Annotated in this window: 19 protein-coding genes; 3 read left to right on the forward strand and 16 right to left on the reverse strand. The window is 62.4% G+C overall.

The window, feature by feature from the left end; genetic code table 11:
* The 6 genes from OCV80_RS12435 to OCV80_RS12460 all read right to left on the reverse strand — a co-directional run.
* Positions 1-477 (reverse strand): electron transfer flavoprotein subunit alpha/FixB family protein (locus OCV80_RS12435; protein ID WP_394802916.1); only part of this gene is annotated, 477 nt, incomplete at its 3' end.
* An 18-nt stretch (positions 478-495) separates the two neighbouring features.
* The gene (acrB, locus tag OCV80_RS12440; RefSeq protein WP_136891267.1) at positions 496-1,296 is read right to left on the reverse strand and encodes an acryloyl-CoA reductase electron transfer subunit gamma; all 801 of its coding nucleotides are present in this window, start codon (positions 1,294-1,296) and stop codon (positions 496-498) included.
* 18 nt (positions 1,297-1,314) lie between these two features.
* A complete protein-coding gene (locus OCV80_RS12445; RefSeq protein WP_119311803.1) occupies positions 1,315-2,454 on the reverse strand; it encodes an acyl-CoA dehydrogenase in 1,140 nt (379 codons plus the stop codon).
* Between the two features lie 263 nt (positions 2,455-2,717).
* Positions 2,718-4,196, reverse strand: coding sequence for a 4-hydroxyphenylacetate 3-hydroxylase family protein (locus OCV80_RS12450; protein WP_021748987.1), 1,479 nt, complete (start codon positions 4,194-4,196; stop codon positions 2,718-2,720).
* Between the two features lie 241 nt (positions 4,197-4,437).
* Positions 4,438-5,994, reverse strand: a complete 1,557-nt coding sequence (locus tag OCV80_RS12455; protein ID WP_021748986.1) for an acyl CoA:acetate/3-ketoacid CoA transferase — start codon at positions 5,992-5,994, stop codon at positions 4,438-4,440.
* A gap of 55 nt (positions 5,995-6,049) precedes the next feature.
* Positions 6,050-6,850 carry an enoyl-CoA hydratase-related protein gene (locus tag OCV80_RS12460; RefSeq protein ID WP_021748985.1) on the reverse strand — a complete coding sequence of 267 codons (801 nt, stop codon included), beginning with the start codon at positions 6,848-6,850 and terminating at the stop codon, positions 6,050-6,052.
* A gap of 407 nt (positions 6,851-7,257) precedes the next feature.
* Here OCV80_RS12460 and OCV80_RS12465 point away from each other — a divergent pair, with 407 nt between their 5' ends.
* Entirely contained in the window at positions 7,258-8,682 is a 1,425-nt protein-coding gene (locus tag OCV80_RS12465; protein ID WP_051365663.1) for a sigma-54 interaction domain-containing protein, read from the forward strand.
* Between the two features lie 16 nt (positions 8,683-8,698).
* Positions 8,699-10,030, forward strand: coding sequence for an RNA polymerase factor sigma-54 (rpoN, locus tag OCV80_RS12470; RefSeq protein WP_136891270.1), 1,332 nt, complete (start codon positions 8,699-8,701; stop codon positions 10,028-10,030).
* 84 nt (positions 10,031-10,114) lie between these two features.
* Here rpoN and OCV80_RS12475 read toward each other — a convergent pair whose 3' ends face one another.
* From OCV80_RS12475 to ilvC, 10 genes are all read right to left on the reverse strand, one after another.
* Entirely contained in the window at positions 10,115-10,996 is an 882-nt protein-coding gene (locus OCV80_RS12475) for a ribokinase (protein WP_136891271.1), read from the reverse strand.
* 14 nt (positions 10,997-11,010) lie between these two features.
* Positions 11,011-11,961, reverse strand: a complete 951-nt coding sequence (locus OCV80_RS12480; protein ID WP_021748980.1) for a nucleoside hydrolase — start codon at positions 11,959-11,961, stop codon at positions 11,011-11,013.
* 16 nt (positions 11,962-11,977) lie between these two features.
* Positions 11,978-13,135 carry a DUF4317 domain-containing protein gene (locus OCV80_RS12485; protein ID WP_136891272.1) on the reverse strand — a complete coding sequence of 386 codons (1,158 nt, stop codon included), beginning with the start codon at positions 13,133-13,135 and terminating at the stop codon, positions 11,978-11,980.
* Between the two features lie 171 nt (positions 13,136-13,306).
* Complete coding sequence (locus tag OCV80_RS12490) at positions 13,307-14,317, reverse strand: ABC transporter permease (protein WP_021748978.1); 1,011 nt, start codon at positions 14,315-14,317, stop codon at positions 13,307-13,309.
* A 1-nt stretch (position 14,318) separates the two neighbouring features.
* Positions 14,319-15,821, reverse strand: a complete 1,503-nt coding sequence (locus OCV80_RS12495; protein WP_025545139.1) for a sugar ABC transporter ATP-binding protein — start codon at positions 15,819-15,821, stop codon at positions 14,319-14,321.
* Between the two features lie 137 nt (positions 15,822-15,958).
* Positions 15,959-16,969 (reverse strand): sugar ABC transporter substrate-binding protein, encoded by a 1,011-nt coding sequence (locus OCV80_RS12500; RefSeq protein WP_158629760.1) that lies wholly within the window; start codon positions 16,967-16,969, stop codon positions 15,959-15,961.
* A 414-nt stretch (positions 16,970-17,383) separates the two neighbouring features.
* The gene (locus OCV80_RS12505) at positions 17,384-17,980 is read right to left on the reverse strand and encodes a LysE family transporter (RefSeq protein WP_119311808.1); all 597 of its coding nucleotides are present in this window, start codon (positions 17,978-17,980) and stop codon (positions 17,384-17,386) included.
* 45 nt (positions 17,981-18,025) lie between these two features.
* Complete coding sequence (locus tag OCV80_RS12510; protein WP_025545137.1) at positions 18,026-19,216, reverse strand: ATP-binding protein; 1,191 nt, start codon at positions 19,214-19,216, stop codon at positions 18,026-18,028.
* A 26-nt stretch (positions 19,217-19,242) separates the two neighbouring features.
* The gene (gene ilvD, locus OCV80_RS12515; protein ID WP_021748972.1) at positions 19,243-20,901 is read right to left on the reverse strand and encodes a dihydroxy-acid dehydratase; all 1,659 of its coding nucleotides are present in this window, start codon (positions 20,899-20,901) and stop codon (positions 19,243-19,245) included.
* 72 nt (positions 20,902-20,973) lie between these two features.
* On the reverse strand, positions 20,974-21,993 hold the full coding sequence (ilvC, locus tag OCV80_RS12520; protein WP_025544393.1) for a ketol-acid reductoisomerase: 1,020 nt from the start codon (positions 21,991-21,993) through the stop codon (positions 20,974-20,976).
* 798 nt (positions 21,994-22,791) lie between these two features.
* Between ilvC and gdhA the strand changes: the two genes are divergently transcribed.
* Entirely contained in the window at positions 22,792-24,138 is a 1,347-nt protein-coding gene (gene gdhA, locus OCV80_RS12525) for an NADP-specific glutamate dehydrogenase (protein ID WP_036630105.1), read from the forward strand.
* The last annotated feature ends 11 nt before the right edge of the window (positions 24,139-24,149 follow it).

Consider the following 24,149-nt stretch of genomic DNA (forward strand, 5'->3'; position numbering starts at 1 on the left):
CCACTTCTGGCTGTCCACGTCCAGGGTGCTGGACTCACGCAGGAACTGGATGTAGTTCGCCACATCCACGTCCAGGTGGGTGCAGTCGGCGCACAGGCCGGTATGCAGACGGGCCGCGCAGCGGGGCCCCAGGTCACGGCCGATGTTGGTGGCGCCGATCAGGAACGCCTCGGGCTTCAGATCCTCGATCACGTCGCAGATGACCTTGGCATAGGCATCGGTGTTGTAGACGGCCAGCAGGGGGCTCTCGCACACCAGCACCTTGTCGGCGCCGTAGCCGCCCAGCTCCTTGGCAGCGGACTCGATGCCCTCGCCGCCCAGCAGCAGGCCGCACAGGTTCACGCCCAGCTCGTCGGCCAGGTCGCGGCCCTTGGAGATCAGCTCAAAGTCGGTGGGCATCAGTTTGCCCTCGCGCTGCTCGCAGAAGACCCACACATCCTTGAAAGCAGCGATATCAGCGCTATTGAAATTGGACATTGTTCAAATACTCCCTTCTCAGATGATGTGCTTGGCGGCCAGAATGGAAGCCAGCTCCTCGCAGGTCTCTTTGCCGGCACCCTCCAGCATCTTGCCGGCGCCCTTCTGGGGCGGGGTGAAGCTCTTGAAGATGTTGGTGGGAGAGCCCTTCAGGCCGATGGTGGTGGCGTCGATCAGGGGATGATCCTTCAGCTTCTCATAGTCAAAGGTCTCCAGCGGCTTGTTGTAGGTGGCATAGATGCCGTCGATGCTCATATAGCGGGGCTCGTTCAGCTCCTTGATGCAGGTAAGCAGGCAGGGAGTCTTGACCTTGATGGTCATGTAGCCGTCCTCCAGCATCCGCTTGACGGTGATGGTGTTGCCGTCCTTGGTGATGTCGGCGGCGTAGGTCACCTGGGGCAGGTGCAGCTTCTCAGCGATCTGGGGGCCCACCTGGGCGGTGTCGCCGTCGATGGCCTGCCGGCCGCACATGACGATGTCGTCCTCCTCCACACCGATGGTGGAGATGGCGGCGGCCAGGATCTGGGAGGTGGCGTATGTATCGGAGCCGCCGAACTCGCGGGCGGATACCAGGACACCCTCGTCAGCGCCCATGGCCATCAGCTCCCGCAGCATGCCGGCTGCCGGGGGCGGACCCATGGTGACGACCATGACCTTGCAGCCGGTGGCATCCTTCAGCTTCAGGGCAGCCTCCACGGCGTTCATGTCATCGGGGTTGGTGATGGTCTGCATGGAGGCACGGTTCAGGGTGCCATCCGGGTTCACCGCCACCTTGCCGGAGGTATCGGGGACCTGCTTGACGCAAACAATGATCTTCATAATTCGTTCTTCCTCCTCTTACAGGCCGATATTGCCGGAGATGACCACACGCTGGATTTCGCTGGTGCCCTCATAGATCTCGGTGATCTTGGCGTCGCGCATCATGCGCTCCAGGGGATAGTCCTTGGTGTAGCCGTAGCCGCCGAACATCTGCAGCGCCTTGGTGGTGGTCAGCATGGCGTGCTCAGAGCAGAACAGCTTGGCCATGGCCGCCTCCTTGGTGAAGCGCTTGCCCTCGCCCTTCAGCACGGCGGCCTGATAGGTCAGCAGGCGGCCCGCCTCGGAGCGCATCGCCATGTCGGCGAAGGTGAACTGGGTGTTCTGGAACTTGCTGATGGGCTTGCCGAACTGGACACGGCCCTTGGTGTAGGCCATGGCCTCTTCCATGGCGCCCTCGGCAATGCCCAGAGCCTGGGCCGCGATGCCGATGCGGCCGCCGTCCAGGGTCTGCATGGCGATCTTGAAGCCCTTGCCCTCCTGGCCCAGCAGGTTCTCCTTGGGAACGATGCAGTCGGTGAACACGATCTCGGCGGTGGGGGAGCCGTGCAGGCCCATCTTCTCTTCGTGCTTGCCCACGGAGAAGCCGGGGAAGCTGCTCTCCACGATGAAGGCGGAGATGCCGCGGGTGCCCTTGGACTTGTCGGTCATGGCGAAGACCACGAACACGTCGGCCACGTAGCCGTTGGTGATGAAGATCTTGGAGCCGTTGAGGACATAGTGGTCGCCGTCCAGCTTGGCCTCGGTCTGGCCCTTGGCGGCGTCGGAACCGGCGTCGGATTCGGTCAGGCAGAAGGCGCCGACCTTGTGGCCCTTGGTCAGCATGGGCAGGTACTTGGCCTTCTGGGCCTCGGTGCCGTGGGTGATGATGGGATCGCAGCACAGGCCGTTGTGGGTGGCCACGATGTCGCCGGTGGAGGCGCACTGCTTGGACAGCTCCTCGATGCAGATGGCACTGGCCAGGGGGTCAGCGCCAGCGCCGCCATACTCCTTGGGGACGCACATGCCCATCACGCCCAGGTTGAACAGCTTCTCGATGTTCTCCCGGGGATACTGGCTGGTCTTGTCGGTCTCGGCAGCGATGGGCTTCACTTCATTCTCGGTGAATTCCGCCATCATCTTCCGGACCAGCTGGTGCTCACGGCTGAGATTGAAATCCATGATGTCTTCTCCTTATATTCAAATTTGGAAAACGCAACGATGTATGAAATATTCCGGCAGGTTTGCTTATGAAATTCTGTTTTGCACGAATTCACTTCGGGCAAAACACCTCTGCCCGCCGGATCGACATGTTCGCTGTGCGAACGTGAGGGGGAAACCGGCGATGCGCCGCCAGCGGCAGAGCAAGCGAGCCGGTTTCGAGGCAGCGGCGCGCTTGGCGGCCCGTCAGGGGCCGGGGATCGCAATGCCGCAACAGTGGGACCTTAGTTCTGGATGCCGGCGATCTCCTTGGCCATCTGCTTCTTGGCCTGGAGGTTGCCCTGGCGGGCGATCATGATGCGCTGGGCCTGGGGAGAGCCCGCGCCGTGCATGGACTCTGTCCGGTAGCCAACGGCGGCCGCGCCCAGGCACAGGTTCTCGATGAACCGCAGGATCCGCTGACGGTCCTCTGTGCTCACACCCTCCCGGGTGGCGAAGAACTTGTTGCAGATCTCCCCGATAGTCTCGCCGTTCCGGCCCACCACCGTGTCGGAGTGGAAGTCCTTCTGGGACGGCATCGTCACCACCAGGCCGCCCGCGATGTCCTCCGCCAGGCGGACGATCTCATAGGGGAACCGAGTCACATTCTGCTTGCACACGTTGGCCAGCAGCAGGTCGATCTGATAGTTGCCCGCCTTCGTCCGGAAGCCCTGAGAGGAGCAGGCGATGCCGCAGCAGTACAGCGTCTCGTTCAGGTGGATCATCTCGATCAGCTTGTCCTTCACCGCGCTGGCCTTCTCCACGCCGTTGTACTCCGCTGCCAGCGCCGCAGCACCGATCAGCGTGTCGCCCACGCCCACCTTGCAGCCGCCGTAGCTCTGCCGGTGGTAGCCCGCGAACCGCTCCACCATCATGCCGGCGAACTCATACTCGCCGTTGAGGAAGATGTACTCGTTGGGGATGAACACGTGGTCCAGCACCACCAGGGCCTCCTGGCCGCCGAACTTCGCGTTGCCCACGTCGATGGACGCGTCCTCCTCCAGCTTCCGGGTATCGCAGCTCTGACGGCCGTAGATCATGTACATGCCCTCGGCGTCTGTCGGGCAGGCGAAGCTCACCGCCCAGTCCTTGTCCGCCTCGCCCATGGAGATGGTGGGCATGAAGATGTGCCAGTGGCTGTTGATGGAGCCGGTCTGGTGGCACTTGGCGCCGCAGACCACGATGCCGTCAGCGCGGCGCTCCACCACATGCACGTACATGTCCGGGTCCGCCTGCTGGCTGGGGGCCTTGGACCGGTCGCCCTTGGGGTCGGTCATGGCGCCGTCCACCGTCAGGTCGTTGTCCTGGACGAAGGTCAGGAACTTCTTGAAGTTTTCGTGATAGCGGGTGCCGTACTTCTCGTCGATCTCATAGGTGGTGGAGAACACGGCGTTGAACGCATCCATACCCACACACCGCTGGAAGCAGGAAGCGGTCTTCTGGCCCAGCAGGCGCTGCATCTTCACCTTGTTAATGAGGTCCTCCGTGGACTGGTGCAGGTGGGTGAAGCGGTTGATGGTGTGGCCCGTCAGGCTGGACTTCACCGTCATCAGATCGGCATACTGGGGGTCCTGGGCCAGAGCGTAGGTCATGGCCACGCAGTTGATGCTTGGCCGGATCATGGGGTGGTCCACCCAGTTCTCAATCTTCTCCCCGAACATATACACCCGGGTATTCAGTTTGCGCAGGCTCTCTACATACTCCTGTGCGGTCATCAATGCCATTTCTTTTTTTCCTCCTCAAAAAAATGGGGGTCTTTTACATTTCAATGTGTTCCAGGTGAGCTTCGCCTGCCCGGAACTCCATGGCCCGCGCCACTGGGCGCGGCTCCCTCGCCGTGTGAGGGAGAGGGGGAACCCGGCTCGCTTGATCCGCCGCTGGCGGCGCTTCGCCGGCTTCGAGGCAGCGGCGCGATTTGCGGCCCGGTCAGGGCTGGAAATCGCATTGCCGCGACGGTGGAAATTCTCAGGCTTCCGCCAGTCCCATCAGCTCATCTTTGAAGATGCGCTCGTCCATAAGCTTCAGGTCCTCAGCGATCTTCGGCATGAACTCCATCTGATCCAGCACCTGGGTCTGGAGGTCGATGCCCGGCGCGATCTCGATCAGAGTCACGCCCTCGGGCCGCAGCTCGAACACAGCCCGCTCGGTGATGTACAGAACAGGCTGCTTCACCTGCACGGCATACTTGCCGGAGAAGGTGATGTGCTCCACCTGGTTGACGAACTTCTTCTTGGCGCCCTCCTGGACGATCACCAGCTTGCCGTCCTCGCAGGCAGTCTTCAGGCCCTTGGCGGTGAAGGTGCCGCAATAGACCACCTTCTTGGCATTCTGCGTAATGTCGATGAAGCCGCCGGCGCCAGCCAGACGGGTGCCGAACTTGGACACGTTCAGGTCGCCGTTGGGTGCCGTCTCCGCCAGGCCCAGGAAGGCCACATCCAGGCCGCCGCCCTGGTAGAAGTCAAACTGGACGTTGTGGGGGATGATGGCCATGGAGTTGGCTGCGGCGCCGAACTGGGTGCCGCCCATGGGCACGCCGGCGATGGAGCCGGCCTCCACAGTCAGGGTCATCTTGTCGGAGATGCCCTCCTCCGCCGCCACGTTGGCAATTTTTTCCGGCGCGCCGGTGCCCAGGTTCACAATGGCATCCTGGGGCAGCTCCATGGCGGCCCGGCGGGCGATGATCTTCTTGGCGTCCAGCGGGATGGGTGGGATGGCGTCCACGGGAATGCGGAACTCGCCGGTCAGGCTGCCGTCATAGGGCATTCCCAGGCACTGCTCGTTATCCTCAATGGATCCTACCACAATAGAATCCACATAGATACCGGGAATTGCCACCAGTTTCGGATCCAGGCTGCCGCCTTGGACGATTTTTTCCACCTGGACGATGACCCGGCCGCCGGAGTTCTTGCAGGCCTGAGCCATGGCGGTGACGTCGATGGGGCCGATCTCCCGGTGAACGGTGCAGTTGCCGTACTCGTCGGCGTAGCTGGCACGCAGGAACACCACATTGATGGGGAACGCCTTGTAGAGCAACCGCTCCTGGCCCTCGATCTCGACGACCTTCACCAGGTCCTCCTTGGTGACATCGTTGAGTTTGCCGCCGCCGTTGCGGGGGTCGGCAAAGGTGTACAGGCCCACGTGGGTGATGGTGCCGATGTTGTGGGCCGCGATGTCCCGGTACATGTGGGAGATGACGCCCTGGGGCAGGTTATACGCCTCGATCTTGTTGCTCAGGGCCAGATCGCCCAGCTTGGGGGCCCGGTCCCAGTGGCCGCCGATGACCCGCTTGACCATGCCCTCGTGGCCGTAGTGGTCGCCGCCGGTGCCGTCCCGGTGGCCCTGGCCCGCCGCGAAGAACAGCGTCAGATCTCTGGGATGGCCCGTCTCCAGGAACCGCTTCTCCAATGCCTTGGACAGCGCCTCAGGGCAGGCGCAGCTGACAAAGCCGCCGGTGGCGATGGTATCGCCGTCGTTCACCAGCAGCGCCGCCTCCTCGGCGGTAAGCACGCGAACTTTTTTCATGCCTGACTTCCCTCTTTATATGTAATGAAATGGACGGCCTCTTGCCGGTCTGCGCTCACTTGTTCTGGAAGTGCTTCTCCTTGCGCTTCTCCAGGAAGGCGCCCATGCCCTCCTTCTGGTCCTCGGTGGCAAAGCACATGGCGAACAGCTCGTTCTCCAGGGCGATGCCGTTGTCGATGTCCATCTGCATCCCGCGGTCGATGCAGGCCTTGGAATACTTCACAGCGATGGGGGCGTTGGCGGTGAAGGACTTGGCCATCTCCACAGCCTTGTTCAGCAGCTCCTCGGCGGCATAGACCTCATTCACCAGGCCGATGCGCTTGGCCTCCTCAGCACCGATCTGCTTGCCGGAGAAGATCAACTCCTTGGCCTTGGCCACGCCCACACGGCGGGGCAGACGCTGGGTGCCGGAGAAGCCGGGGGTGATGCCCAGGCCCACCTCGGGCTGGCCGAACTTGGCGCCGCCCTTGCCCTCAGCGTTGGGGCCGGCGGCCAGAATGATGTCGCAGGACATGGCCAGCTCACAGCCGCCGCCCAGAGCGAAGCCGTTCACTGCGGCGATGGTGGGGATCTCCAGCTTCTCGATCCGGCGGAACAGGGCGCTGCCCCGCTGGCCCCACTTGCGGCCGGCGGCCACGTCCATGGTGCTCTGCTCGCCGATGTCGGCGCCGGCCACGAAGGAGCGGCCCTCGCCGGTGATGATGAAGGCGCCCAGCTCGGCATCCTTCTCCACCTCGCTGATGAGCTGTTCCAGCTCAGAGATCACGGTGGAGTTCAGCGCATTCAGCGCCTCGGGGCGGTTGATGGTGGCGATCCCGATATTGCCGTTCTTTTCATAGCGAATGGTCTGATACATATTGGAATGTCCTCCTTAATCATATTTTGCTCAGCAAACTGTTGGAGAGTAATCATCCAACAATTTAGTTATAGCAAAAATCATGCCATTTTTCCAGGTGTAATTCTCTCATTTTCGGTTCGTTTTTTTGTGTAGGTTGCTAAAATCCAAGTGGTAAATCGCTTGCTTTTCCCGGTGCCGTCAGCCGTTTCCATACGGGATTATTCATTTTTGAATAACAAATTTATCAGTGTCTTCCAGCATTTTCCGCAGTTTGTTTGTGAAATACAGCAGTCTGTCTGTCGAATTTTCGTGAAATTTCACGAGCCAAAAATATTTCCCGCCTCTTCCTATTCATTTTTGAATATGCTATACTCATTTTTGAATAGAGCAACCGGCATTCAGTCCGGCACAGGAGGTCTGCGCCTATGGCGATTCCGTCTTTTTCTGCTTTCCACGACGAGGGGATCAATCTGGAGGGACTTCTGGAGATCCTCAGCCCGGAAAACAACTTGGTCCTGGCGGATGACATGATGGTCTCGGACGGCAACGGCATCATTCTGCGGGTCAGCGAGACCTATGAGAAAAACTTCGGTTTTGCCCATGACTCCATCGTTGGCAAGTCCGCCTTTGATCTGGAGGCGGACGGCACCTTCACCCCCTGCATTACGGCGGAGGTCATCCGGCGACGGAAGAAGATCAGCGCCACACAGACCATCAACCACACCCACAAAAACGTGATGACCGTGGGCATTCCCCTGTTTGACGCCAACGGGGAGCTGAAATACGCCGTCTGCTTCAACACCGTGTCCATGGAGCAGATCAACTCCATCCAACGGAACTACCGCCGGATGCAGGACTCCCTGCAGCACTACTCCCAGGAGATTGCCGAGCTGCGGACCCGGGCCACCTCCACCAATCTGCTGTTCAAAAGCGCCCCCATGCAGCGGCTGTGGACGCTGATGCAGAACACTGCCAACACCCGGGCCAACATTCTCATCACCGGAGAGACCGGCGTGGGTAAAAGCGCCATCGCCAAGGCCATTCACAAGATGAGCAACCGTGCAAACGGGCCCTTTATCGAGGTAAACTGCGCGGTGCTCCATGAAAATCTCATTGAGTCAGAGCTGTTCGGCTATGAGAAGGGCGCCTTCACCGGGGCCTCCTCCTCCGGCAAGATCGGCAAGATCGAGCTGGCCAACCACGGCACGCTGTTCCTGGATGAGATCGGTGAGCTGCCCGCCCATATCCAGTCCAAGCTCCTGCAGCTGATTCAGGAGAAGACCATTGAGCGCCTCTCCGGCACCCAGAAGATCGAGCTGGACTTCCGGCTGATCGTTGCCACCAACCGCAATCTGGAGGAGGCGGTGCAGCGCGGTCTGTTCCGGTCCGATCTCTTCTACCGGCTGAACGTCATCCGCATCCACATCCCCCCCCTGCGGCAGCGGAAGGAGGACATCGTCCCCATGGCCCACCAGTTCCTGGCCCGCTTCTGCGGGGAGTACAACAAGTCCCTCACCTGCAGCCCCCGCTTTCTGGCTTTTCTGGAGCAGTACGATTGGCCCGGCAACGTGCGCCAGCTGGAGAACCTGATGGAGCGGCTGGTAATCACTGCCCAGGACCCCATTCTGGACATTCCTGCCCTGCCGCTGGAGTACACCGCCGACGCGTCGGCCCCTGCGGAGCTGCTTCCCGGCGGCACGCTGGCAGAGCGGATGGACGCCTACGAGGCCCAAATCATCCGGGATTCCTACCAGCGGTGCGGCACCACAGTGGCCGTGGCCCGGGAGCTGGGCATCTCCCAGGCCACAGCAGCCCGCAAGATTGCCAAATACGTGACCGCCCGGGCGTGAGAGGAGGTTCCGGTCCATGAGTTTGATCCATCTCAGCACAGAGCTTCGGCAGGAGCTGAAGCTCACCCCCCAGCTCCTGCAGTCCATGGAGCTTCTGCAGATGAACTCCCAGGAGCTGCTGGACTATCTGAACCAGGTCAGCGAAGAAAACCCTCTGGTGGAGCAGACTGATCTGTCCTCCCTCCACAAAGCCTATGAGGCCCTGCGGCAGAAGGTCCACTGGATCAATGGCGGCCTGCCGGAGGACGGCCACGGCGCCATGCCGGACCGGGGCGCCGCGGACCGGGAGACGGAGAGCCTCTCCGCCTTCCTTTGCGACCAGCTGGAGCGCCGGCGCCTGCCCAAGCCCCTGCTGGCCCTGACCCGGTATCTGGCAGAGCTGGTGGACGAGGAGGGCCGCCTCAGCCAGGAGGACCTGGACGGCGTGGCAGATCTGAAGATCCCCCAGGCCCTGACCCAGCAAGCGCTGGAGACCCTCCAGAGCCTGGACCCCGCCGGCGTGGGCGCCCGGTCCCTGTCGGAGTGCCTGCTGCTGCAACTGGCCCGGCAGGATGCTCCCTCCCCCCTGGATATGGAGATCGTCCGCCGCTTCCTGCCGGACTTGGGCAAGAAGCATTACAGCCTCATTGCCCGGGAACTCCATACCACGCCAGAGGAGGTCCGGGCGGCGGAAAAGCGGATCTCTGCCCTGGATCCCTGCCCCGGCCGCTCCTTCCAGCCGGCGGAGCCCACACTCTATGTCCGGCCGGATCTGTTCATCGCGGAACTGGACGGAAAGCTCCAGGTGATCCTGAACGATTACTACCTTCCCCGGGTGTCCATCAGCCAGTACTATGTGCGGCTTCTGAAGGAATCCGACGAGCCGGAGACCCGGGCCTATCTCCAGCAAAAGATGCAGCAGGCCAAGTGGCTGCTGAACAGCCTGGAGCGCCGGGGCAGCACCCTCCGCCAGTGCGCGGAGGCGATCCTGGAGACCCAGCGGGCCTTTTTTGCCGGCCAGACCACAGAGCTGGTCCCCATGACCATGGTGACACTGGCGGAGCGACTCCACCTCCATCCCTCCACCGTCTCCCGGGCCACTCGGGAGAAATACCTCCAGTGCCGGCAGGGGACGTACCCCCTCCGCTATTTCTTCAGCCGCGCTCTGGGGGAGCAGGGTCCCTCCCAGCAGACGGTGAAGCTGCGGCTGCTGGAGCTGATCCGGCAGGAAGACCACAGCCGCCCGCTCAGTGACCAGAAGCTGGCGGAGCTGCTGGCGGAGCAGGGCATCCGCATCGCCCGCCGCACGGTGGCCAAGTATCGGACGGAGCTCCGCCTGGGCTCCGCCGCCGCCCGAAAACGGGACTGAGGGCCTACTGGCCCGCAGAGGCCCGCAGGATAGAAACGGAAGCCCCGGACGGAGTTTCGTCCGGGGCTTCCGTGTTTTTCCGATTTACAGGATCCGAAGGACCTCTTCATATCCCGGCACCGCATCCGCCGCGCCGGGCCGGGACACAGCCAGGGCGCTGGCCGCCGCGGCCAGGGACAGTGCCTCTTCCAGTGTGCCGCCCTCCAGCGCCCGGCGCAGGAAGTAGCCGGTGAAGGTGTCTCCCGCCGCAGTGGTGTCCACCACCGCCGTTTTCCGGGCTGGGCCCCAGGCCCGCCAGCCCCCTCGCGCTGCAGCAGCGCCCTGTTCTCCCAAGGTCAGCACCACAGTGGTCTCCGGGTACCGCGCCGCCAGCGTGTCCAGAATCGCCTCCGGCGCCTCCGTTCCCGCCAGAAAGGCGCCCTCCACCTCGTTCACCAACAGCCAGGACAGCGCCTCCAGCGGCAGGCCCACCAGCTTCTCATTGGCGGGAGCCGCATTCATGGCCGTCCGCATCCCCCGGCGGGCCGCCTGGTGGATGATTTCCTCCACGCAGCTGGTCTCATTCTGCAGCAGCACCGTGTCCCCGGCTGAGAACTGATCCAGCACCGCCGTCACAAAGTCCGGGGTCAGGCGGCCGTTGGCCCCGTCGTGGAGCAGGATGCTGTTCTGGCCGGTGCTGTCCACTTGGATGATGGCGTGGCCGGTACTGCCTGCGGACTCCTCCACAAACCGGGTGTGGACGCCTGCCCGGTCCAGCGTCTCCTTCAGAAAATGCCCCTCCGGCCCGATGAGGCCCGCGTGCCAGGTCTCCACCCCGGCCCGAGCCAGAGCCACGGACTGGTTCAGCCCCTTGCCGCCGCACTGGATCTGCAGGGACTGGGCGCTCATGGTCTCTCCGGGCTGGACGAAGTGGTCCACCCGGTAGACGTAGTCGATATTCAGGGACCCGAAGTTGACAACGCGCATATCCTTCTCCTCCCTCATGCCATAAAGGTGGTGAGCAGCTCTTCCAGGGCGCGGCGGCTGTCCACATCCACGCAGATGGAGACGCCGGGAGCCTCGATGGGATGCTCCCGCAGATCCGCCACCACCATGCCCCGGCAGAAGCTGCCGCCGCACTCCACCCGGGCGGGGATGGTCCGCACCGTCACCACACTGGGATCCACCGCCGCCAGCATGGCCAGCGGGTCGTGGACCGGGCAGTGGTCCAGACAGTTGTTTTGCAGTCGGTTGAACCGGAAGTAGAAGGGCAGTGCCTGCTTCAGATAGTCCACAATGGGCCGGTTCTCCGGCGCGGCGTACTTGTCCAGGATCGCCACATGGTCCGTGGTCAGCCGCACCTTCTGGGTCACATCCAGCCCCACCATAGTCAGGTCAAAGCCCGCCTGGAACACCCGGTCCGCCGCCTCCGGGTCCCCTGCGATGTTGGCCTCCGCTACCGGGGACACGTTTCCCGGCGCGTGGAACGTGCCGCCCATGAACACCACCCGTTTCAACAGCCGGGGCAGATCCGGCTCTATCTCCAGAGCCTTTGCCAGATTCGTCATTCGGGCCAGCGTCACCAAGGTCAGCTCGCCGGGGTGCTCCCGGGCCATTCGGGCGATGAACGCCCAGGCCGGTTCCTCCAGCGGCTGCTGGGGCGAAGGCGGCAGCTCCACCCCGCCGATGCCGTTGGGCCCGTGGATGTGGGGATCCGGCCCCTTCCAGTTCCCCGCCAGCGGCTCCGTGGCTCCAACCGCCACCGGCACCTCATAAGGCACACCGGCCAGTCGGATCAGCCGCAGACTGTTTTCCGCCGCCTGCCGGGCTGTGGTGTTGCCGAAGCCGGTGGTGACGCCCATCACCCGGACGTCCGGCCGCTTCAGGGCAAACAGAATGGCGATGGAATCATCAATGCCGGTGTCGGCGTCGATCAGGATCTGCTTCAGCATATTCCTTCCTCCCTGTTTATGTAGTCTCTCCGCCGTCTTTGGCGGCGGCAATCCGGACCCCCAGACCGTTGACCTCCACACTCTCGTCCGCCGGGACCAGCAGGTAGCGCCGTCCGTCGATGATCCGGGCCTCCACCAGATAGCTCCGCTCCGGGTCCACCTGGATAGTGGCGTCGGCGGTCTTGACCGCGAAGTGCTTGGCGTCGATCAGGTTGGCCGGGGTCAGCGCCCCCTCGCCAAAGGACTGGCCGCAGGCGGTTTGGAACGCCTCCACCCGCTCCTCCGGCACGCCGCAGTTCCGCAGCACGCCGCTCACCTCGCCTGCGGTGACAGCCAGCGGCTCCGGGTCCCGGCTCTCCTTGTGTTCCTGGATCCGCTGGCGCAGGTAGTCGTGGACAGACTGCACCACCTCCATGCTGCACGCCCCCTCCAGAGTGCCGCACAGGGCGGACTGAAAGGTCTCCCGCTGCTCGGCGGCGGACATGGGCGGCTCTGTGCGGAACACTGCGTCAATGAACTCCTGATGGAGCTCGTCCGGCTTCCGGCTGTAAAACAGGGCGTTGTAAAGGTTGGCCGTCCGGTCATCAAAGGCCGGGAACAAAAAGCCAAGCTCCGGCTGGCCCACGATCTGCTTCTCCATAGAGATGTGGAACTCGTTCTCCCCATGGAAGTATCCCAGCTCCGGCGTCCCATCCTTCACCGGGCAGACGCAGCAGACGAAGTAGCGGAACACCTCTTCGCAGGCATCCCGGTCCACCTCGCCGTCCTTGCCCCGGTGGGGCACATCATAGGCGTCGGCCCCCAGCAGGATCAGATAGTTGTTCTCCCCCATGTCCAGGGAGCCGGTGACCTGCTGGTAAAAGGCATCCCGGGCCTCCGCGTCCTTCAGCTCGGACGTCCGCAGGGCGGAGAGCAGGCGGTGCTCCTCGCTGTCCGCCACCTGCTGGGTGGAAAACACGATGTCAATCAGGTTCCGGCCCAGGGTGCCGGACAGGGCCTTTTTCAGCAGGCCCAGGTATTTTTCCGCCTCCTCCTGGGGCATGAGGCCTAGGGACTGGTCGATATAGGCGATGATCTCGCGGCTGCTGTTCACATAGCAGCCGTAAACACGGCTGATGGCGCTCTTCTCCGGCCGGAACCGGCGGCGCAGCTCACCCAGCTCTCTTTGGTTCATGGGGGACACCTCGCTCGTTCAAATTGATCCCAGCGGGACCGCAGTCCTGCCGGGTCTCTATCTTAGCACATCTCCGCCGTCTTGTCACGCCGAAAGGGGCGGACAGGAAAAACGGCGGGAACCGCAGTCCCCGCCGTTTCACGTTTCAAATGCGCTCCAAAGGATGTCCGCTTACTGGGCAGCCATCTTCCGGGCCCTGGCCTCAGCCTTGTTCCGGAACACGTCGATGGTGACCGCCAGAATGATGACGGCGCCGATGACGATGTACTGAATGTCGTTGGAGGCGCCCATCAGGTTCAGGCCGTTGCGGATGACCGCCATCAGCAGGGCGCCGATCAGGGTGCCCCAGATGGTGCCCTTGCCGCCGGTGAAGGAGGCGCCACCGATGATGCAGGCCGCGATGGCATCAGTATCATAGGTGGAGCCGGCATTGCCGTTGGCAGAAGCCAGACGACCCACGGACACCACGCCCGCCATGCCGGCCATGAAGCCGGACAGGGAGTAGACGAAGGTCAGCACGTTCTTGGAGGGGATACCGGAGAGGCGCGCCGCCTCGGGGTTGCCGCCCACGCAGTAGATCTGGCGGCCCAGGGCGGACCGGGTCAGGAACACGTGGAAGATGCCGAACACGATCAGCACCAGGATGAAGCTGAAGGGGATGCCGGGGAAGGTCTCGGTCTTGAAAAGGGAGCCGCCGCCGATCCACATCAGGTTGTCCACGCCGGTGTTGGTAAAGGCAATGGATTTCGACCCTGTAATCACCAGGGCCAGGCCCCACAGCACGTTCTTCATGCCCAAGGTGGACACGAAGGGATGGGGCAGGTCCAAACGGGTCAGCAGAATGCCGTTGACAAAGCCGGCAAACGTGCTCACCGCCAGGCCGGCGATGATCAGCAGCGGCATGCTGGTGATGCCGAAGTTCTGGACCAGCACGCCGATGGTGCAGGTGCACAGCACGCAGTTGGAACCCACGGACAGGTCGATGCCGGCGGTAATCAGGGCGCACAGCATGCCGGAGGCGATCAGGCAGTTGATGGAAGCCTGCTTGAAGATGTTCATGATATTGCTGATCCGCGGGAATTTATCGGGCATCATCACGCAGAAAATGAGAACCAGCAGCGCCAGCGCCATCAGGGTGCCGAGCTTTTGCAAAAGCTCTTTTCCGGAATTCTTCTTTTTCATATCAGTCTAATTCTCCTCCCCAGGCCGCTTTCATGATATCCTCAGAGTTGAAGTGCGGGGTATCACGGTCGATATTGGCCATGACCCGGCCGCCCCGCATGACCACCACGTGGTCACTCATGGCCAGGATCTCCGGAAGCTCGGAGGAGACCATGATCACACACTTGCCGGCCTTGACCAGGTCATTCATGACATGGTAGACCTCGATCTTGGCGCCCACGTCGATGCCGCGGGTGGGCTCGTCGAAAATGAAGATGTCCGCGTCGGTGTTGACCCACTTGCCGATAACCACCTTCTGCTGGTTGCCGCCGGAGAGCTGGGCCGTCACCTCGTCCAGGGACGGAGTCTTGATCCGCAGGGACTCCACATTGTCCTGGCCGGACTTCTCAATCTTCCCCTTGTTCAGGAAGGGTCCGTTGGAGAAGCCCTTCATATTGGCCAGAATGAGGTTGGTCCGCACGTCCAGGGACAGCACCAGACCCTGGCCCTTGCGGTCCTCGGTCAGGAAGGCAATCTTCTTCTTGATGGCGTCCTTGGGCGTCCGGATATGTACCTTCTCCCCCTTGACGTAGATCTCGCCGCTGTCCAACCTGTCGGCGCCGAAGATGGCCCGCATGGTCTCCGTCCGCCCGGCGCCCACCAGGCCAGCAAAGCCGGTGATCTGGCCGCCGTAGGCCTTGAAGCTCACGTCATGGAGGACGCCGGCCTCGTTGAGGTTCCTGGCCTCCAGCCACACGTCGCCCTTGACGCCGAACTCTTTGGGATACAGGTTGTCCAGCGTCCGGCCCACCATGGCGTTGATCAGGGAGTCCTCCGTCATGTCACCGATGTCCTGGGTGACGATATGTTCGCCGTCCCGCATGACGGTGACCCGGTCGCAGAGCTCGAACAGCTCTTCCAATTTATGAGAGACGAACAGGATGGCCACGCCCTTGGCCTTCAGGCCCCGGACCGTCTCCATCAGCTGGTTGATCTCCTCCTTGCCCAGGGAGGAAGTCGGCTCGTCCATGATAATCAGCTTGGCGTCCAGCGACACAGCCTTGGCGATCTCCACCATCTGCTGCTGGCCGGTACCCAGCTTGCCGCATTCCATTTTAACATCAATTTCGGGATGGCCCAGCGTGGTCAGGGCCTGCTTGGCTTCCTCGTACATTCTGGGGTAGTCCAGAAGGCCGTTTTTCTTGACGGCGCGTCCCATGAAAACGTTATCCGTGACAGACAGCTGCTTGACGATGTTCAGCTCCTGGTACACGCAGGCAATGCCCGCCTCGCGGGACTGGACGGGGTTGTGGAAGACGACCTTCTGGCCGTCCACGTAGATCTCCCCCTCCTCAGGAGTGTGAACGCCGGTGAGCACCTTAATCAAGGTGGACTTGCCGGCGCCATTTTCGCCGATCAGGCCGTGGATCTCTCCCGGCCGGATGCCAATAGACATATTTTTCAATGCGACGACACCAGGAAAACGTTTGGTAATGTTCTTCAACTCGACAACATACTCGCTCATGGGATTACCTCGTTTCTGTTTCCTGATTTCAGCGGTCCCCGCCGCCCGCGGGGAGGTGCGGAACGGGAATATGGCGGCAGGACCACTGCCGCCATATTCCATTCATTCAGATGTGAGATCTGAGGGGCACAGGCTGATCAGCCCTGCATGGCAGCCAGGCTATCCAGGTACTCCTGGCCGTTCTCAGCGGTGACCACGGTGACGGGAGCGTTGATGACCTCTTCCACGGTCTCGCCCTTGATGGCCTTCAGCGCGGCCTCCACGGCCTGGTAGCCCATCTCATAGGGCTGCTGGGCAACGGTGGCCTTCACCATCTCGCCGGCCAGGATCAGATCCACGGCGGAGGCGTTGCCGTCGAAGCCGACGATAATCATGTCGTCCACGCCGGCGGACTTGCAGGCGTTCATGGCGCCGATAGCGGTATCGTCATTGTGGCAGAGCACGATGTCGATCTGGTCGGGATAAGCGTTCAGCAGGTCCTCCATGGTCTTGGTGGCGCCGTCGGTGGTGTTCTGGCCGGACAGAGCGTCCAGAACGGTGACGCCGGCCTCGTCGCAGGCGGCCTGATAGCCCTCGCGGCGCATATTGGAGGTGTTGTCGCCCTCCTGGCCATAGATGATGACGGCGTTGGCGCCCTCACCGGCCTGTTCAGCGGCCCACAGGCCGCCTTCCTTCGCGGCGTCCACGTTGGAGGTGCCCACGAAGCTGGTCTGACCCTCGATGCCCACATTGGTATCGACGGACAGAACGGGGATGCTGCCGATGGCGCTGGCAAGCGCACCGGAAGCGGCGCCGGCGTCATTGGGAGCGACGATGATGGCATCGCAGCCTGCGCCGATCTGCTGCTCAATCATAGAAACCTGCTGCTCGATCTCGCTCTCAGCGCCGGGGCCCACCACGTTGACGGTAACGCCCAGGTCAGCGGCAGCGGCATCGCAGCCGGCCTTCACATAGCCCCAGTACTCGGAGGCCAGGGTCTTCAGGACCACAGCGATCTCCACATCGCTGGCAGTGGCGGTATCGCCGCCGTTCTCCTCGGTAGCAGTGTCATCGGTGCTGGTGTCTTCGTTGGCGGTATCTCCGCCGCCGCAGGCCACCAGAGACAGGGACATCACCAGTGCGAGGAGAAGTGCAAAAAACTTTTTCATCTTACTTCTTTTCTCCTTCTTAATTGGTTTCCTCTCACATTCAGGCAGAAATGGATCTGAACTGCGGGAGTAAGAAGATTTTAACATGGTGTGCTTATACAGTCAACGTGTTAACGTAAAAAACAGCTATTATTACAATTTTGCGGAACTTTTTTGCACAATATGCAGAAAATTTTTTATCAGCTAATCATTTACTTGACAGCGTCGGCTTTTTATCAGGCGCCCGGCGGCGTCCAGTTTGCGCAAATTTTTCGCAAATCTGCCGCACAGCCTCTCTATCCCCCAAAAACCGCTCCCCTGGGTGTCGCCGCAGGCGCGCCCGTCCTACATTATATAATATAAAGAGGTGCGGACATGCCTGTTCCGCACAAAAAACGCCCTCCCGGCTTGGGAGGGCGTTCGGACCATGTATTCTCAGACGGAGATGATTTTCCAGGCGCACCAGAGCAGGAGCAGCGCCATAACGGCGTTGACAAATTTGTAATACCGGCTGTACAGCGGGTACAGCAGCGCGCCCAGCGTGGCCCAGATCAGGTTTCCGGTGGCGGCGCAGGCAGCCATGATGACAGAGAAGCACAGCACGGCTGGCACCGTATACCCATGGGGCAGGATATAACCGGAATAGGCGGCGATCCCCAGCATCAGGATGTGGACGTTCAGGAATTGCAGGAGGAAGCCGTTCACATAGGACAGCGGCTTGCCGGAGGGGCCGGCCTCCTTCTTGGCGCCGGGGCTGCGCATCAGCGTGCGGTAGGCCAGATAGAGGATATAAGCCGCGCCCACATACTTGGCCACGGGGACAATCTGCGGCACCAGCTCTCCCAGCCAGGCACAGCCGAAGCCGCACAGCAGCATAACGGTGATCAATCCCGCCCAGATCCCAAAAATCAGCGGCCAGCACTTCCGGATGCCGTACCGGCTGGTGCTGCTGAACAGCAGAATGTTGTTGGGTCCCGGGGAAAAGGTGGTTGCACAGGCATACGCCGCCAGTTGTAAATAGACTGCTGTCATGGGAACTGCCCCTTTCTCTTTATCAGATACTGTCCCGCCGCGGCGTCAGCTGAAGACGCCGGCCTTGCACAGCTCGATGAACTGCTTGGCCACCCGGGCGCTGCGTCCGCCGGAGCGGACCGCGAATGCCTCACTGCGGACCGCCAGCTGTCTGGGGTCCAGCTCCACCCCGTACTGCTTGGCCAGCTCCTCCACAATGTGGAGATACCGCTCCCGGTCGGGGCTGCCGAAGGTGATGGTCAGCCCAAACCGGGCGGACAGGCTCATCAGCTCCTGGCGGGTGTCGCTCTCGTGGATGTCGTCGCCCTCCCGGTCGGTGAGGGTCTCCTTAATCAGGTGGCGGCGGTTGCTGGTGGCGTAGACGGCGATGTTGCCGGCCCGGCCGCCCACGCTGCCCTCCAGGATCGCCTTGAGGGCGGCGAAGTTGTCGTCATTGGCGGTGAAGCTCAGATCATCGATGAAGAGGATGAACTTCAGCGGATTGGACGCCAGGGCGTCCATCAGGTCCGGGATCTGATAGAGCTGGTTCTTCTTGACCTCCACCAGCCGCAGCCCCTGGTCCGCGAAGGCGTTGGCGATGGCCTTGATGGCGCTGGACTTGCCGGTGCCCGCGTCACCATACAGCAGCACGTTGTTGGCGGGCTTTCCCTCCAGCAGGGCCCGGGTGTTGGCGATGACCTTCTCCCGCTCCCGCTCATAGCCAGGCAGCTCCTCCAGCCTCTGGGGATCCGGGTGCTTCACCGGCGCCAGTTGCCCCTCCTCCACCGTGAACACGTGGTACCGGGCGAAGATGCCGTAGCCCTTCACCCCCACCTCCTCCATCCGGCGGAGGTATTCCCGGGTGATATCGGTGGGAGACACGACCCAGCCCACCAGAAATTCCGGAGGCTCCCGCAGACCCGCCGTCAGGTCCTCCAGCTGCAGCTGGGAGAGCTGGTCGAAGAAGGCCAGCTCCCGCCGCAGGCTTTCCTGAAGGACGGAGCTCCTGCCCACCGCCTGCCCCCGGATGCAGACGTTCTCGCTCTCCAGCACCGTCTCCCGCAGATAGCAGGACCAGCTGTCGCTGGACTGGAAGAGGGCGGCTTCAAATCCGGCGCAGGCGGCGGAGAAATCGCCGCTGTCCCCCCGCACCCGGGCGGAGAGCATCTCGCCGCAGGCGGCCACCACCGGGTCCTGCAGCAGCCGGCGGAACACCACAAGGCCCGTCAGCCGCCGGTACATCTCTTGTACGTGCATGTTGCATTCCTCCCGATCTCAGGCCTTCAGCGGAGGACCGCGCCCTCGTCGGCGCTGGTGACCATCCGGGCGTAACGGCCCAGCCAGCCGGTGGTGATGTTGGGGGCAGGCTGGACATAGGCGGCCTTCCGGGCGGCCAGCTCTTCCTCAGATACCTGCAACATGATGGAGGCATTGGGAATGTCGATGGCGATGGCGTCGCCCTCCTGCACCAGGCCGATGGGACCGCCGGAAGCGGCCTCCGGGCTGACGTGGCCGATGGACGCGCCCCGGCTGGCGCCGGAGAACCGGCCGTCGGTGATAAGGGCCACGGTTTTGTCCAGACCCATACCCGCGAGAGCGGAGGTGGGATTCAGCATCTCCCGCATACCAGGGCCGCCCTTGGGGCCCTCGTACCGGATCACCACCACGTCGCCGGGGACGATCTTACCGGCGTAGATGGCGGCGATGGCGTCCTCCTCGCTGTCAAACACCCGGGCGGGACCGGTGTGGGTCAGCATCTCCGGGGCCACGGCGCTGCGCTTCACCACGCAGCCGTGGGGGGCCAGATTGCCCCAGAGGATCTGCAGTCCGCCGGTGGGGGAGTAGGGATCCTCGATGGGCCGAATGGCGTTGTGGTTGAGGTTCTGGACCCCCTGAATGTTCTCGCCCACGGTCTTGCCGGTGACGGTCAGGCAGTCCAGATCCAGAAGACCGCGCTTGGCCAGCTCCGCCTGGACAGCAGGGATGCCGCCGGCCGCGTACAGGTCCGGCATGTGGGTGGGGCCCGCAGGGGCCAGGTGGCACAGGTTGGGGGTCTTCTCGCTGATCTCGTTGAACAGGGCCAGGTCCACCGGGCAGCCCGCCTCCTGGGCGATGGCCAGCAGGTGCAGCACCGTGTTGGTGGAGCAGCCCAGGGCCATGTCGCAGGTCAGGGCGTTGCGGATGCTGCGGGCGTTGATGATGTCCCGTGCGCAGATGTTCCGGCGGACCATCTCCATGATGGCGGCGCCGGCCCGGCGGCCCAGCTGCAGCCGCTTGCTGTACACCGCGGGGATGGTGCCGTTGCCCGGCAGGCCGATGCCGATGGCCTCGCACAGGCAGTTCATGGAGTTGGCGGTGTACATGCCGGAGCAGCTGCCGCAGCCGGGACAGCAGTTCTGGGTGCAGTCCTCCAGCTGCTCGGCGGAGATCATGCCTGCCTTGTAGGAGCCCACAGCCTCGAACATCTTGGAGAGGCTGACCTCCTGGCCGTCGTAGGTGCCGGCCAGCATGGGGCCGCCGCTGCACACCACGGCGGGCACGTTCATCCGCACCGCCGCCATCACCATGCCGGGGACGATCTTGTCACAGTTGGGCACCAGCACACAGCCGTCAAACTGGTGAGCCATGAACATGGTCTCCACACTGTCGCAGATCAGCTCCCGGCTGGCCAGGGAGTACTTCATGCCCACATGGCCCATGGCGATGCCGTCGCACACGCCGATGGCGGGCACCATGAAGGGGGTACCGCCGGCGGCCTCGATGCCGCTTTTTACCGCGTCGGTCAGCTTGTCCAAATTCATGTGTCCGGGAACGATGTCGCTGTGGGCGCTGACCACAGCGATCAGGGGCTTCTCCAGGTCCTCCGGCGTGTAGCCCAGGGCGTAGAAAAGGCTCCGGTTGGGTGCCCGCTCGGCGCCCTTGGTCACATTATCACTGCGCATAGGTCTTGCTTTCCTCCTTTTTCTACCCGGCCCGGAGGTGTTCCCGCCTCCGGGCCGGTGCCTTGGGTCCTCTTACTTTTTCAGCCAGCTCATCATGCTGCGCAGCTGGGCGCCCACCTTCTCGATGGGGTGCTCGGCCGCCATGCGGCGCATGGCCAGGAAGTGGGTCTTGCGGCCTCCGTTGGGGTTCATCTCCGCCAGGAATTCGGAGGCGAAGGTACCGTCCTGGATCTCCTTGAGGATCTGCCGCATCTCCTTGCGGGTGTCCTCGGTAATCAGGCGGCTGCGGGTGCGGTAGTCGCCGTACTCAGCGGTGTTGGAGATGGAGTAGCTCATCTTGCCGAAGCCGCCCTCGTTGATGAGGTCGATGATGAGCTTCATCTCGTGGCAGGTCTCGAAGTAGGCCATCTCCGGCTCGTAGCCGGCCTCCACCAGGGTCTCGAAGCCGGCCTGGATCAAGCCGCAGACGCCGCCGCATAGAACGGCCTGCTCGCCGAACAGGTCGGTCTCGGTCTCCTCCTTGAAGGTGGTCTCCAGGATGCCGGCGCGGCCGGCGCCGATGCCGGAGGCATAGGCGAGAGCCACTTCTTTGGCCTTGCCGGTGAAGTTCTGCTCCACGCAGATCAGGCTGGGCACGCCCTTGCCCTCCAGGTACTGGCTGCGGACCGTGTGGCCGGGGCCCTTGGGAGCCACCATGATCACGTCCACGTTGGCGGGGGGCACGATGGTCTTGAAGTGGATATTGAATCCGTGGGCGAAGGCCAGGGTCTTGCCCTCGGTCATGTACGGGGCGATCTGCTTGTTGTAGATGTCGGCGCACAGCTCGTCAGGCACCAGCATCATCACGATGTCGCCGGCCTTGGCGGCCTCCTCCACTTCCATCACGCGGAAATTGGGACAGGTGGCGGCGAACTCCTCCGCCTTGGCCCAGTGGGAGGAGCCCTTCCGCAGGCCCACCACCACGTTGACACCGCTCTCGGCCAGGTTCTCAGAATGGGCATGGCCCTGAGAGCCGAAGCCGATCACGGCCACGGTCTTGCCGTCCAGCAGGCCCAGGTTGCAGTCAGTGTCGTAATACTTTTTGATTGCCATGTTCGTGTTCTCCTTTTCTGTTTCTTGACGATGTGGGTGGGAATGGTTTTGCCGATGGGCCCTGAACAGAACGGCCGAAGTGAAAGAAAAAAGCCTTTGCCTCTTGCAAGCAAGAGGCAAAGGCTTTTGAAACACCTTCGCGGTACCACTCTTGTTAACGGTGGAAGATCCTTCCGCCGCCATCTCAGCAGGCCCCAACAGGCCCTGCACGGTAACGGGTGCGCCCGGCACTGCCTATCAGAGAGTTCTCTTTCAGCAGGCTACTCCAGGATGATTTCACCAGATCCGACGCTTGTTGCCTTGCACCAACCGGCAATTCTCTGAAAGCGGAGCGAAGCGGGCTACTTGTTCCCTTCATCATATTTTAGGTATGCAAAGACGGTAACACACTGTTCCGCCCCCTGTCAAGAGAAACTTGCGCTCAACTTCCCCGCTCCCGCAAAGTTTTATTGGTTTGACCAATTCCATCCCTTTTCAAACGCGAAACCTTATGTATTTTCCCCACGATTTTCCGCCAAGCCTGTACAGGGACCGGCCAGACCAGCCCAAATCTTTGCGCTTAGGGTTCCTCTTTTTGTTAAATGGAAATATTTTCTAAATATTTTTGATTTCAAAGGAGAAGTGCCAGAAAGTCTCATAACAGGCGTTTAAAACTTGAGAAATCCGCCGAACATGTTCTTGCGCGGACAAAAGTCGTTGACGCAAAGACGCGCCCAGTATTACAATGTGGTCGATACAAACACGGACGGAGGCCGCGGCGCGGTCATCCGCCAAGTCTGGTTTTTGGAGGGATTCACCATGAGCATTCAGAACGAGTATCTAAGCGGCCTGATGGAGCGCGTGGTCCGGCGGAATCCGGCAGAGCCGGAATTTCACCAGGCGGTCCAGGAGGTTCTGACCTCCCTGGTCCCGGTGGTGGAGGCGAAGCCGGAGTATATCAAAGAGGGCGTCATGGACTGCCTGGTAGAGCCGGAGCGGATCATCAAGTTCCGGGTGCCCTGGGAGGATGACCAGGGCAACATCCACGTGAACCGGGGCTTCCGGGTGCAGTTCAACAGCGCCATCGGCCCCTACAAAGGCGGCTTACGGTTCCACCCCTCCGTGTACGAGGGCATCATCAAGTTTCTGGGCTTTGAGCAGATCTTCAAGAACAGCCTGACCGGCCTGCCCATCGGCGGCGGCAAGGGCGGCAGCGACTTCGACCCCAAGGGCAAGTCCGACGCGGAGGTCATGCGCTTCTGCCAGAGCTTCATGACCGAGCTCTTCAAGTATATCGGGCCGGACACCGACGTGCCCGCCGGCGATATCGGCGTGGGTGCCCGGGAGATCGGTTATCTCTTCGGCCAGTACAAGCGGCTGCGCAACGAGTTCACCGGCGTCCTCACTGGCAAGGGCCTCAGCTACGGCGGCTCTCTGGCCCGAACCGAGGCCACCGGCTATGGTCTGTGCTACTTTGCCGACAATATGCTCAAGGACGCGGGCCGCAGCTTTGAGGGCGCCAAGGTAGCCATCTCCGGCTCCGGCAATGTGGCCATCTACGCCTGCGAAAAGGCCACGGCCCTGGGCGCCAAGGTGGTCACCATGTCCGACTCCAACGGCTTTGTCCACGACCCCAACGGCATCGACCTGGCGCTGGTGAAGCAGCTGAAGGAGGTGGAGCGCAAGCGCATCCGGGAGTATGTGACCGTCCGCCCGGAAGCGGAGTACCACGAGGGCTGCTCCGGCGTGTGGCAGGTGCCCTGTGACATCGCCCTGCCTTGCGCCACCCAGAACGAGCTGGATCTGTCCGCTGCCAAAGCCCTGATCCAGAACGGCTGCTTCGCCGTGGCCGAGGGTGCCAACATGCCCTGCACTCCCGACGCGGTGGAAGCCCTGCAGGCTGCCGGTCTCCTCTTTGCCCCCGCCAAGGCCGCCAACGCCGGCGGCGTGGCCACCTCCGCCCTGGAGATGAGCCAGAATTCCATGCGCATGTCCTGGTCCTTCGAGGAGGTGGACAGCCATCTGAAGGACATTATGACCAACCTTTATCACAACGCCGCGGGCGCCGCCGCCCAGTACGGCAAGCCCGGCGACCTGGTGGCCGGCGCCAACATCGCCGGCTTCCTGAAAGTGGCTGACGCCATGCTGGCCTACGGTTTGGTCTAAGGAGGGCATCT

It is taken from the genome of Oscillibacter acetigenes (assembly GCF_025567605.1).
Classification (GTDB): Bacteria; Bacillota; Clostridia; order Oscillospirales; family Oscillospiraceae; genus Oscillibacter; species Oscillibacter welbionis.